The organism is Streptomyces sp. CNS606, from assembly GCF_000426325.1.
Map to the genome: position 1 here is coordinate 38,319 of NZ_AUFD01000019.1, position 12,163 is coordinate 50,481.

Sequence of the window (12,163 nt, forward strand, 5' to 3'; positions counted from 1 at the left end):
GACCGCCATGGCACACAGCCGCAAGACCCGCAAACCGCTCAAGCCGCGCCCCAACCCGCTCGACGCCGCGGGCATCACGTACGTCGACTACAAGGACACCGACCTGCTGCGGAAGTTCATCTCCGATCGTGGCAAGATCCGCAGCCGCCGCGTCACGCGGGTCAGCCGCCGGCAGCAGCGCCGGATCGCGACCGCCATCAAGAACGCACGGGAGATGGCACTGCTGCCCTACGCCGGCAGGTAGGCCGACCCGCTTCACGGACGGTGTGTCAGCGTGCGGGCCGTGCGCTCCGTGTGGGGCGTGCCGCGTCTTCGGCGCAGGGAGGGTGCGGTGGCTGATTCCAAACGCTTCTTTTCCGCCATTCGGCCGGTTGTGGACGCGTGCAGTGGCCGGTTCGCGGGGGCTGGACCGCGTCGTCTCGGGCGTCGGTGCCTGCGTCCCGCGGCGAACGGCCTGCTCAGCCGTCGCACGGGTCGTCCGCAGGTGGTGGTCGCACGTCATGCCGAAGTCGTGCGTGCCGTCGCCCCGGTGGCGGCTCTGCTCGATCCGCCGGCCGGTCCATGCGGTCGGTTTCACCCCGTATGTCCGGGAGCGAGGCCGTCCGCAGCCGTGACCTGAAACACACCTTGCTGTCGCGGCGAGCAGTCCGGAATGCTGGTCCGCGTCTGGCGCAAACATGTCAATGTAAGCGCTGGGCAACGGCCGTCCCCACCGGCCGTTCCCCCACAGCACCACCGGAGGAATTCCGTGAGCATCAGATTCGCAGGGCGCGCGCGCACCATGGCAGTGGCCACCGGACTCCTGGCGGTCGGCGCGCTCGTCACCCCCACCGCCGTTGCGGCCGAGGCGGACGCGCCCAAGGCCACGGTGGCCCAGCTCAAGGCAGTCGACAGCGCCGTCCAGAAGTCCGACATCGCGGGTACCGCCTGGTACACCGACGCGAAGTCCGGCAAGGTCGTCGTCACCGTCGACAGCACCGTGAGCAAGGCGGAGATCGCCAAGATCAAGCAGACCGTCAAGACCGACTCCGCCCTCGAGATCAACCGCACCAAGGGCGAGTTCACCAAGTACATCGCCGGCGGCGAGGCCATCACCACCGGCGGCAGCCGCTGCTCCCTCGGCTTCAACGTCCAGGACAGTGCGGGCACCAAGTACGCCCTGACCGCCGGACACTGCACCAACATCGGCAGCTCCTGGTCGATCGGCAGCACCGTCGGGTCCAGCTTCCCGAACAACGACTACGGCCTCATCCAGCACTCCAACCCGGGTGCCGCGGACGGCCGCGTCTACCTGTACAACGGCGGCTACCAGGAGATCACCGGCGCCGGCAACGCCTCGGTCGGCCAGTCCGTCCAGCGCAGCGGCTCCACCACCGGCCTGCACGGCGGCTCCGTCACCGGCCTCAACGCGACCGTCAACTACGGCGGCGGCGACGTCGTGTACGGCATGATCCAGACCAACGTCTGCGCCGAGCCCGGCGACAGCGGCGGCGCCCTGTTCTCCGGCAGCACCGCCCTGGGCCTGACCTCCGGCGGCAGCGGCAACTGCTCCTCCGGCGGCACCACCTTCTTCCAGCCGGTCACCGAGGCGCTCAGCGCCTACGGCGTCAGCATCATCTGACGCGCACCCCACAGCACCACCACGGCGGGCCGCCCCTTCGGGGCGGCCCGCCCCCGTGCGTCCGGCGGCATGACGTGCACCGGGCGGGGCCTGCACGACCGTTCACCGACCCGTTTCGCACATACCGGCCTGCGTGTGTGTCCCGGAGCGGGCAGGGCCCGGTCGGCCGGCATCCGGCCGGTCATCGCCGTCAGTCGCCCCGTCCGGCCGGAACGGGAACGCTCAGCAGCGTCCCTCGCTGACGCTCACCGACAGGTCGTGCTCCTCGAGTACCGCGCCGCCGCCTTCCGTCGGAATCCCGATGCCGCCCTCCGGCGACACGGACGGCGTGATGTGCATGCAGTACGCGGCGTCCGTGTCGGTCTCGGGGGAGCTGCCCGTGACCTCGTAGTCGTCGGAGTCGCCGACTGCTTCGACCCTGGGGCCGACGGTGCTGTCGGAACTGGCCACCGCGTCGTCGAGGGCGTCCTCGACCGCACCGGAGTAGCCGCCGAACGACGCCCTGGTGTGCGGTTCCTGCTCCAGGGCTTCCGCGGCGGTGTGGACGGCGTCACGCAGTTCGTCCTCGCTGAGCGAGGCCTTGTTCTGCATGGCGAGCACGAAACCCGCGACAGCGAGGAGAGAGGCCACGATCAGCACCACTCCCACCGGGTTCTTCGTGTTGTAGGTGTAGTGGTTCGTCCCCCACCGGCTGCGTACGAAGACGGGTTCGTGGTCGTCGTCGTGTGTCATGCCCGCCAGCCTATGGGCATGCACACGTCGCTCGGCCGCCGGTCCCGGACGGTGCGTCAGCCGCAGCGCCCCGTCGGATCGGCGGGGCGGACGGACAGAGGACTGATGCCGCACTCCCGCCCGGCCCGCTGAGCCGCCGGTCGGGCCGGATGCGGCGGCATCGGCGGTTCAGATGTCGCGGAAGGTCTCGATCTGGGCGCCGACCTCGTTGAGGCGTTCGGCGAGGTCCTCGTAGCCGCGGTTGATGACGTAGACGTTGCGCAGCACGGACGTGCCCTCGGCGGCGAGCATGGCGAGGAGGACGACGACGGCGGGGCGGAGGGCGGGCGGGCACATCATCTCGGCGGCGCGCCAGCGGGTGGGGCCCTCGATCAGGACCCGGTGCGGGTCGAGCAACTGCAGGCGTCCGCCGAGGCGGTTGAGGTCGGTGAGGTAGATGGCGCGGTTGTCGTAGACCCAGTCGTGGATGAGGCTCTGCCCCTGGGCGGAGGCGGCGATGGCCGCGAAGAAGGGGACGTTGTCGATGTTGAGGCCGGGGAACGGCATGGGGTGGATCTTGTCGATCGGCGCCTCCAGTTTGGAGGGACGGACCGTCAGGTCGGTGAGCCGCGTGCGGCCGTTGTCCGCCGCGTACTCCGCGCTGCGGTCGACGTCCAGGCCCATCTCCTCCAGGACGGCCAGCTCGATCTCCAGGAACTCCACCGGCACCCGGCGCACCGTCAGTTCGGACTCGGTGACGACGGCGGCGGCGATGAGGCTCATGGCCTCCACCGGGTCCTCGGAGGGGGAGTAGTCCACGTCGCGGTCGATCTGGGCGACGCCGTGCACGGTGAGAGTGGTGGAGCCGATGCCCTCGACGCGGACGCCGAGCTGCTCCAGGAAGAAGCAGAGGTCCTGGACCATGTAGTTGGAGGAGGCGTTGCGGATGACGGTGACGCCGTTGTAGCGGGCGGCGGCCAGCAGCGCGTTCTCGGTGACCGTGTCGCCGCGTTCGGTCAGCACGATGGGGCGGTCGGGGGTGACGGAGCGGTCGACCTCGGCGTGGTAGACGCCCTCGGTCGCGGTGACGTCCAGGCCGAAGCGGCGCAGCGCGATCATGTGCGGCTGGACGGTGCGGGTGCCGAGGTCGCAGCCGCCGGCGTAGGGGAGGCGGAACGCGTCGGTGCGGTGCAGCAGCGGGCCGAGGAACATGATGATGCTGCGGGTGCGGCGGGCGGCGTCCGCGTCCATCGCGTCCAGGTCGAGTTCGGCGGGCGGCACGATCTCGAGGTCGCCGGCGTCGTTGAGCCAGCGGGTGCGCACGCCGACGGAGCCCAGCACCTCGAGGAGGCGGAAGACCTCCTCGATGCGGGCGACCCGACGCAGCACGGTGCGGCCGGAGTTGAGGAGCGAGGCGCAGAGCAGGGCGACGCACGCGTTCTTGCTCGTCTTGACGTCGATGGAGCCGGAGAGGCGGCGCCCGCCGACGACGCGCAGGTGCATCGGGCCGGAGTAGCCGAGGGAGACGATTTCGCTGTCCAGGGCCTCCGAGATGCGGGCGATCATCTCAAGGCTGATGTTCTGGTTGCCGCGTTCGATGCGATTGACCGCGCTCTGGCTGGTGCCCAGTGCCTCCGCGAGTTGCGACTGTGTCCAGCCGCGGTGCTGGCGAGCGTCGCGGATCAGCTGACCGATGCGTGCGAGGTAGTCGTCCGTCATGGCAAGGACCGTATCTCAGATGTGAGATAACGACGAACGCTGGCGCGCCGATTCAGGTCCGAACGGGTGAACGAGGCGGAATCCGGGCACGCGGGCAGGGGAGCGGTACGGTCGGCAGGCCGGGGCGTGACCGTGCCGCGGTCGTGTACTAGAGTTATCTCGACATCGAGATATCTGGCGGAAGGCGCACCCCGGCGACCGTGACGGGGAGCCGCGCCACTTAGGCAAGGCTAGCCTAAGCACAGGCAAAAGGAGACTGTCGTGTCGGCGAACAGCTTCGACGCCCGCAGCACCCTGCAGGTGGGCGACGAGTCGTACGAGATCTTCAAGCTGGACAAGGTCGAGGGCTCCGCCCGCCTCCCGTACAGCCTGAAGGTGCTGCTGGAGAACCTGCTCCGTACCGAGGACGGCGCCAACATCACCGCCGACCACATCCGGGCGCTGGGCGGCTGGGACGCGAAGGCGCAGCCGAGTCAGGAGATCCAGTTCACGCCGGCTCGCGTGATCATGCAGGACTTCACCGGCGTGCCCTGCGTCGTGGACCTCGCGACGATGCGCGAGGCCGTGAAGGAGCTGGGTGGCGACGCGGACCGCATCAACCCCCTCGCGCCCGCCGAGCTGGTCATCGACCACTCGGTGATCGCCGACAAGTTCGGCACGCCCAACGCCTTCTCCCAGAACGTCGAGCTGGAGTACGGCCGCAACCGCGAGCGCTACCAGTTCCTGCGCTGGGGCCAGACCGCGTTCGACGAGTTCAAGGTCGTCCCGCCCGGCACCGGCATCGTCCACCAGGTCAACATCGAGCACCTGGCCCGCACCGTCATGGTCCGGAACGGGCAGGCCTACCCCGACACTCTGGTCGGCACCGACTCGCACACCACCATGGTCAACGGCCTCGGCGTGCTGGGCTGGGGCGTCGGCGGTATCGAGGCCGAGGCCGCGATGCTCGGCCAGCCGGTCTCCATGCTGATCCCGCGCGTGGTCGGCTTCAAGCTCACCGGCGAGCTGCCCACCGGCACCACCGCCACCGACCTGGTGCTCACCATCACCGAGATGCTGCGCAAGCACGGTGTCGTCGGCAAGTTCGTCGAGTTCTACGGCGACGGCGTCGGCTCGGTGCCGCTCGCCAACCGCGCCACCATCGGCAACATGTCGCCGGAGTTCGGCTCCACCGCGGCGATCTTCCCGATCGACGGCGAGACCATCAACTACCTCAAGCTCACCGGCCGCGACGAGCAGCAGCTCGCCCTGGTCGAGGCGTACGCCAAGGAGCAGGGCCTCTGGCACGACGCGGCCGACGAGCCGGAGTACTCCGAGTACCTGGAGCTCGACCTCGCCACGGTCGTGCCGTCCATCGCCGGCCCGAAGCGCCCGCAGGACCGGATCGCGCTCGCCGACGCCGCCCACCAGTTCGGCCAGGACGTGCGCAACTTCGTCTCCGACGCCGACCTGGACGAGGCCGGCAAGGAGTCCTTCCCGGCCTCCGACGCCCCCGCCGTCTCCAACGGCGCCCCCAGCAAGCCCAGCCAGGTCACCGGCCCGGACGGCCAGGTGTACGAGATCGACCACGGCGCCGTCGCGGTGGCCGCGATCACCTCCTGCACCAACACCTCCAACCCCTACGTGATGGTCGGCGCCGCGCTCGTCGCGAAGAAGGCCGTGGAGAAGGGCCTGACCCGCAAGCCGTGGGTCAAGACCACTCTCGCGCCCGGCTCGCAGGTCGTCATGGACTACTACGACCGGGCCGGCCTCACCCCGTACCTGGACAAGCTCGGCTTCCACCTGGTCGGCTACGGCTGCACCACCTGCATCGGCAACTCCGGCCCGCTGCCGGAGGAGGTCTCCCAGGCGGTCAACGACAACGACCTCGCCGTGGTCTCCGTCCTCTCGGGCAACCGGAACTTCGAGGGCCGCATCAACCCCGACGTCAAGATGAACTACCTGGCGTCCCCGCCCCTGGTCGTGGCGTACGCCATCGCCGGCTCCATGAAGGTGGACATCACCACCGAGGCGCTGGGCACCGACTCGGACGGGAACCCGGTCTTCCTCAAGGACATCTGGCCCTCCGAGCAGGAGGTCGAGGAGGTCGTGGCCGGGGCCATCGGCCAGGAGATGTTCACCAAGTCCTACTCCGACGTGTTCGCCGGCGACGCCCAGTGGCAGGCGCTGCCCGTGCCCACCGGCAACACCTTCGAGTGGGACGCGGAGTCCACCTACGTCCGCAAGCCCCCGTACTTCGAGGGCATGGGCGAGCAGCCGGACCCGGTCGAGGACATCTCCGGCGCCCGCGTGCTGGTCAAGGTGGGCGACTCGGTCACCACCGACCACATCTCCCCGGCCGGTGCGATCAAGGCCGACTCCCCGGCCGGCACCTACCTCACCGAGCACGGCGTCCAGCGGCGCGACTTCAACAGCTACGGCTCCCGCCGCGGCAACCACGAGGTCATGATCCGCGGCACGTTCGCCAACATCCGGCTGCGCAACCAGATCGCGCCCGACACCGAGGGCGGCTTCACCCGGGACTTCACCCAGGACGGCTACCCGGTCAGCACGATCTACGACGCCTCGCAGAACTACCAGAAGCAGGGCACCCCGCTGGTCGTCCTGGCCGGCAAGGAGTACGGCTCCGGCTCGTCCCGCGACTGGGCCGCGAAGGGCACCGCCCTGCTCGGCGTGAAGGCCGTCATCGCCGAGTCCTACGAGCGCATCCACCGCTCGAACCTCATCGGCATGGGCGTGCTGCCGCTCCAGTTCCCGGAGGGCGCCTCGGCCCAGTCACTGGGGCTGTCCGGCGAGGAGACCTTCTCCTTCGCGGGTGTCACCGCGCTCAACGACGGCGGCATCCCCGAGACCGTCAAGGTCACCACGGACACCGGCGTCGAGTTCGACACCACGGTCCGTATCGACACCCCGGGCGAAGCGGACTACTACCGCAACGGCGGCATCATGCAGTACGTGCTGCGGTCGCTGATCGCCAAGTGACCGGCCGGGTGACCCACGTCACCCGCACGCGGTGACGCCGGCGCGGCCGGACGTTTTCACCTCGTGAACGCGGCGCCGCACCCCTCCCACGGGCGGGGTGCGGCGCCGTCGTGCGTGCCCTGCGGCGTGGCGCGCCGCGCGAGGTCTCAACTCGGGAAAGACTGGCACGAACAAGCGCGTACGATCTTGCCCCGCTGGCGAGAAGTGGACTATACCTGTCGGCACCCGAGCGGCCGTGCGCAGAGCGGACGCCGTCTTACAGCCACAGGGCGGATCACCCAGCAAAGGGGCAGCAATGGGATCCACTTTCGACGTCCACCGCCGTGACCTCATCAAGCGCGCCGCGGCCGCGGGTCTGATCGCCGTCCCCGCGGTGGGTGCGCTCACCTCCTGCGCCAGCGGAGGCGGCGAGAGCAACCAGGTCGACAAGGGCGAGAAGAGCAAGGACAACCCGCTCGCCGTCAACGGCACCGCGGCGCTCGAGGTCTACATCTTCGACGGCGGCTTCGGCACCCAGTACGCCAAGGACGCGGCGAAGATCTACGAGCAGCGGTTCCCCGAGGCCAAGGTCAGCGTCAAGAGCACGCAGAAGATCCAGTCCGTGCTGCAGCCGCGCTTCAACGGCGGCACCCCGCCGGACCTCATCGACAACTCCGGTGCCGAGCAGATGGACATGGGCGTCCTGGTGGGCCAGAAGCAGCTCGCCGACCTCAGCCCCCTGCTCGACGCGCCCTCGATCGACGACGCGTCCGTGAAGGTCCGCGACACCCTCCGGCCGGGCATCGTCGAGATGGGCCAGTACGACGGGGAGCAGTGCTACGTCCTGAACTACGCCTACACCGTGTACGGCGTGTGGTACTCGCAGACCAACCTCGACAAGATCGGCGAGGAGTACCCCAAGACCTGGGACGACATGCTCAAGGTCTGCGCCAAGGCGAAGAAGAAGGGCGTCGCCGGCTGGACCTACCCCGGCAAGTACCCCTACTACCTGCCGTTCTCCCTGTACCCGTTCATGGCCAAGATCGGCGGCGACGAGGTACTGAAGAAGATCGACAACCTGGAGCCGGACGCCTGGAAGCAGCCCGCGGTCAAGGCGGCGCTGGAGGCGTACTACGAGCTCCACAAGAAGGGCTACATCCTCCAGGGCACCCCGGGCCTGACCCACATCCAGTCGCAGACCGCCTGGAACGAGGGCGAGGCCCTGTTCATCCCGAACGGCTCCTGGGTCGAGAACGAGACGGCCAAGACCACCCCGGACGACTTCGAGATGCGCGTCGCTCCGCCGTCCAGCCTGGACAGCGGCGACAAGATGCCCTTCGAGACCACCTGGGCGTCCGGCGGCGAGCCGTTCATCGTGCCGGCCAAGGCGAAGAACCCGACCGGCGGCATGGAGCAGATGCGCGTCCTGCTGGGCAAGAAGGCCACCCAGAACTTCGTCAAGCAGGTCTCCTCGCTCACCGCCCTGGACGGCGGCACCGACGGCCTGGACCTGCCCCCGGGCCTGAACTCGGCGATCGGCGTGCTGGAGGCGGCCGGCGACAACATCGTCAACCCGCGCATCCCGAACTGGTACGTCTCGCTGCACAAGGACAAGATCGGCACCGGCTGCCTCGGTGAGATGATGGCCGGCCGCATGACCCCGGCCGAGTGCATGAAGAAGGCGCAGCAGTTCACCGACGAGGCCCGCGAGGACGACTCGGTCAAGCACTACACGCGCTGACCCCCGCGGCGTCACCGCGGCCCCCGGCCGCGGTGACGCCGCGCAGCCGCCTCCCCCGCACTACCCGATCGGAGCCGAGAAGGCATGCAGCACGGCAAGTACCGGTTCATCGCGGGGTTCCTGGCGGTACCCCTGGCGATCTACCTGATGTTCGTCGTCTGGCCGTTCATCCAGTCCATCTACTACTCCTTCACGGACTGGACCGGGCTGAGTCCGGAATTCTCCTTCGTCGGGTTGGCCAACTACCAGAAGATGCTGGGTGACAGCGACTTCTGGGACGCGCTGGGCCACAGCCTGCTGTTCCTGGCGCTGCTGCCGGTGATCACGATCGGCTTCGCCCTGTTCCTCGCCTTCATGATCAACGTCGGCGGGCGGAAGCGGAAGGGCGCGGCCGTCAGCGGCGTGCGCGGCTCGTCCACCTACAAGATCGTCTACTTCTTCCCGCAGGTGCTGTCGATCGCGATCGTCGCGCTGCTCTTCCAGTTCGTCTACAACCCCCGCAACGGCGCGCTCAACGCGGGCCTGGAGGGTGTCGGACTGGGGTCATGGAAGCCGAACTGGCTCGGCGACCCGGACCTCGCGCTGTGGTGCGTGATGTTCGTGCTGTTCTGGTGCACGGTGGGCTTCTTCGTCGTGCTCTTCTCCGCGGGAATGTCCTCCATCCCGAACGACATCTACGAGGCCGCGCTGCTGGACGGCGCCAGCCGCTTCACCACGTTCTTCCGCATCACCCTGCCGCTGCTGTGGGACACCGTGCAGTCCGGCTGGATCTACATGGGCATCCTGGCACTCGGCCCGGAGGCGTTCGCCGTCGTGCAGATCATGACCGTCGGGCCCGGCGGCCCGGCCAACGCCACGACCGTGCTGCCGTTGGAGGTCTACACCACGGCCTTCTCCGACGCCCAGGCCGCGTACGCGACCACCATCGGCGTCGCGCTGCTGATCGTCACCCTGACCTTCGCGGCCATCGTGCTGAAGCTCGGCCGGCGCGAGCGACTGGAGTACTGAGAACCGATGAAGACGACCGACAAGCCCCTGCCCAGCGCCGGCCCGGACCCGACGCGCCCGGCCGTCACCAAGGACGACGCCTCCCGCCCCGCTCCCGAGCAGCCGAAGAAGGAGGGCACCACCCTCAACGTCTTCTCGCACGGCGTGCTCGTGCTGTGGGGCTTCATGGTGGCCATGCCGCTGCTCTGGGCGGTGATGACCTCGTTCAAGACCGACCGGGAGATCTTCACCTCGCCCTGGGCGCTGCCCACCGAGCTGCACTTCGAGAACTGGTCGCGCGCCTGGAACCAGGCGAACATGAGCGACTACTTCGGCAACACGGTCGTCGTGGTCGGCTGCTCGCTCGTCGGCACCATGCTGCTCGGTTCCATGACGGCGTACGTGCTGGCGCGCTTCGAGTTCCCCGGACAGCGCTTCCTGTACTTCCTCTTCATCGGCGGGATGAGCTTCCCGATCATCCTCGCGCTGGTGCCGCTGTTCTACGTCATGAACAACATGGGCCTGCTCAACACCCGGCACGGCCTGATCCTGTCCTACATCGCCTACTCGCTGCCGTTCACGGTCTTCTTCCTCACCGCCTTCTTCCGCACGCTGCCCAGCTCGGTCGCCGAGGCCGCGATGATCGACGGCGCGTCCCACGCGCGGACGTTCTTCCAGGTCATGCTGCCGATGGCCAAGCCCGGCCTGGTCAGCGTCGGCATCTTCAACTTTCTCGGGCAGTGGAACCAGTACATGCTGCCGACGGTGCTCAACACCGACCCGGACAAACAGGTGCTCTCCCAGGGACTGGTGCAGCTCGCCGTGAGCCAGGGCTACAAGGGCGACTGGTCCGCTCTCTTCGCGGGCCTGGTCATGGCGATGCTGCCGGTGCTGGCGGCGTACATCGTCTTCCAGCGCCAGGTGGTCTCCGGCCTCACCGCGGGGGCCCTGAAGTAGCGCCCTCGTCACACTCCGCCGACCGGCGGGTACGGCCCGCCCACGGGCCGTACCCGCCGGTCGGCGTGCCTGCTCACGCCCGTAGGATCGCTCACATCTGAGCGTCGACCTCACTCAAGGTCTTGACGGGAGAGAACCCTCAGCGCTCTGCTTGGAGTTCAGATGTTGGAAGCAGGCCGCTCCAGGGACACGTCGGTGCGGCTACGGGCGGTGGTCGCGCCGCCCGCCGAGGCGGGAGTGGAGCGTCACGTGGAGACTCCGGGGTCGCAGTCCTCACTGCACCGGGCGAACCTGGAACGGGTGGTTCGCGCCGTCCGGATGGCCGGGTCCCTCACTCAGGCGGAGATCGCCCGCACCACCGGCCTGTCCGCGGCGACGGTCTCCAACATCGTCCGCGAGCTGAAGGACGGCGGGACGGTGGACGTCACCCCGACCTCGGCCGGAGGGCGGCGGGCCCGCAGCGTCTCCCTCTCCGGGGACGCGGGCACCGTGGTGGGCGTCGACTTCGGCCATTCCCACCTGCGGGTGGCCGTCGGCAACCTCGCCCACCAGGTGCTGGCCGAGGAGGCCGAGCCCATCGATGTGGACGCCTCCGCGCAGGAGGGCTTCGACCGGGCCGAGGCGCTGGTGCACCGGCTGCTGGGAGCCACCGGCATCCGGCTGGAGAAGGTCGTCGGCGTCGGGCTCGGCGTGCCCGGCCCGATCGACGTGGAGACCGGCGCGCTCGGCTCGACCGCCATCCTGCCCGGCTGGGCCGGCACCCATCCGCGCGAGGAGCTGGCCGAGCGCCTGGGCGTGCCGGTGCACGTCGACAACGACGCCAACCTCGGCGCGCTGGGGGAGAAGGTCTGGGGGAGCGGCCGCGGCGCCACCGACCTCGCCTACATCAAGATCGCCAGCGGTGTCGGCGCGGGCCTGGTGATCAACAACCAGATCTACCGCGGCCCCGGCGGCACGGCGGGCGAGATCGGCCACATCACGCTGGACGAGTCCGGTCCGGTCTGCCGCTGCGGCAACCGCGGCTGCCTGGAGACCTTCACCGCCGCCCGCCACGTGCTGCCGCTGCTGCACTCCAGCCACGGCGCGGACATCACCATGCCGGCCGTGGTGCGGCTCGCCCGGGACGGCGACCCGGGCTGCCGCAGGGTGGTCGCCGACATCGGCCGGAACATCGGCTCCGGTGTCGCGAGCCTGTGCAACCTGCTCAACCCGAGCCGCATCGTGCTGGGCGGCGACCTCGCGGAGGCCGGCGACCTCCTGCTGGACCCGGTGCGCGACTCGGTGGCGCGCTACGCCATTCCCAGCGCCGCCCGCCAGCTCACGCTGGCCCCGGGCACGTTGGGCGGCCGTGCGGAGGTACTGGGGGCGCTCGCCCTGGTGTTGAGCGAGATGGGCGATTCCTCCCTTCTGGGCTCCTCTGTCCCTTCCGTGCCTGCCGCCGCGTCCGTCTCCGTGTGAGATGTCGC

General features: G+C 69.3%; 9 protein-coding genes. 7 read left to right on the forward strand and 2 right to left on the reverse strand.

Going from position 1 to position 12,163, the window contains the following annotated elements:
* Nucleotides 1-7: 7 nt before the first annotated feature.
* Nucleotides 8-244: a 30S ribosomal protein S18 gene (gene rpsR, locus K304_RS0114805; protein WP_027764382.1), complete on the forward strand. Its 237-nt coding sequence runs from the start codon at nt 8-10 to the stop codon at nt 242-244.
* 537 nt (nt 245-781) lie between these two features.
* Nucleotides 782-1,621: an alpha-lytic protease prodomain-containing protein gene (locus K304_RS0114810; protein ID WP_051308470.1), complete on the forward strand. Its 840-nt coding sequence runs from the start codon at nt 782-784 to the stop codon at nt 1,619-1,621.
* 222 nt (nt 1,622-1,843) lie between these two features.
* On the opposite strand, the gene K304_RS29130 is transcribed toward K304_RS0114810, so the two are convergent.
* Together K304_RS29130 and K304_RS0114820 are read right to left on the reverse strand one after the other, a co-directional pair.
* Nucleotides 1,844-2,353 (reverse strand): hypothetical protein, encoded by a 510-nt coding sequence (locus K304_RS29130; RefSeq protein WP_051308471.1) that lies wholly within the window; start codon nt 2,351-2,353, stop codon nt 1,844-1,846.
* 168 nt (nt 2,354-2,521) lie between these two features.
* Nucleotides 2,522-4,051 carry a UDP-N-acetylglucosamine 1-carboxyvinyltransferase gene (locus K304_RS0114820; protein ID WP_027764384.1) on the reverse strand — a complete coding sequence of 510 codons (1,530 nt, stop codon included), beginning with the start codon at nt 4,049-4,051 and terminating at the stop codon, nt 2,522-2,524.
* A 261-nt stretch (nt 4,052-4,312) separates the two neighbouring features.
* On the opposite strand from K304_RS0114820, the gene acnA reads away from it, so the two are divergent.
* The 5 genes from acnA (at nt 4,313) to K304_RS0114845 (ending at nt 12,155) form a co-directional block, all read left to right on the forward strand.
* On the forward strand, nt 4,313-7,033 hold the full coding sequence (gene acnA / locus K304_RS0114825; RefSeq protein WP_027764385.1) for an aconitate hydratase AcnA: 2,721 nt from the start codon (nt 4,313-4,315) through the stop codon (nt 7,031-7,033).
* Nucleotides 7,034-7,328: 295 nt separating this feature from the next.
* Complete coding sequence (gene ngcE, locus K304_RS0114830) at nt 7,329-8,753, forward strand: N-acetylglucosamine/diacetylchitobiose ABC transporter substrate-binding protein (RefSeq protein ID WP_027764386.1); 1,425 nt, start codon at nt 7,329-7,331, stop codon at nt 8,751-8,753.
* Nucleotides 8,754-8,837: 84 nt separating this feature from the next.
* Complete coding sequence (locus tag K304_RS0114835; RefSeq protein WP_027764387.1) at nt 8,838-9,761, forward strand: carbohydrate ABC transporter permease; 924 nt, start codon at nt 8,838-8,840, stop codon at nt 9,759-9,761.
* 6 nt (nt 9,762-9,767) lie between these two features.
* Nucleotides 9,768-10,697, forward strand: a complete 930-nt coding sequence (locus tag K304_RS0114840) for a carbohydrate ABC transporter permease (protein ID WP_027764388.1) — start codon at nt 9,768-9,770, stop codon at nt 10,695-10,697.
* Between the two features lie 249 nt (nt 10,698-10,946).
* Entirely contained in the window at nt 10,947-12,155 is a 1,209-nt protein-coding gene (locus K304_RS0114845) for an ROK family transcriptional regulator (RefSeq protein ID WP_027764389.1), read from the forward strand.
* The last annotated feature ends 8 nt before the right edge of the window (nt 12,156-12,163 follow it).

Excerpts from the sequence above, each read along its gene's own strand:
- rpsR (WP_027764382.1), top strand. The coding sequence starts at position 8 with ATGGCACACAGCCGCAAGACCCGCAAACCGCTCAAGCCGCGCCCCAAC.
- K304_RS0114810 (WP_051308470.1), top strand. The coding sequence starts at position 782 with ATGGCAGTGGCCACCGGACTCCTGGCGGTCGGCGCGCTCGTCACCCCC.
- K304_RS29130 (WP_051308471.1), bottom strand. The coding sequence starts at position 2,353 with ATGACACACGACGACGACCACGAACCCGTCTTCGTACGCAGCCGGTGG.
- K304_RS0114820 (WP_027764384.1), bottom strand. The coding sequence starts at position 4,051 with ATGACGGACGACTACCTCGCACGCATCGGTCAGCTGATCCGCGACGCT.
- ngcE (WP_027764386.1), top strand. The coding sequence starts at position 7,329 with ATGGGATCCACTTTCGACGTCCACCGCCGTGACCTCATCAAGCGCGCC.
- K304_RS0114835 (WP_027764387.1), top strand. The coding sequence starts at position 8,838 with ATGCAGCACGGCAAGTACCGGTTCATCGCGGGGTTCCTGGCGGTACCC.
- K304_RS0114840 (WP_027764388.1), top strand. The coding sequence starts at position 9,768 with ATGAAGACGACCGACAAGCCCCTGCCCAGCGCCGGCCCGGACCCGACG.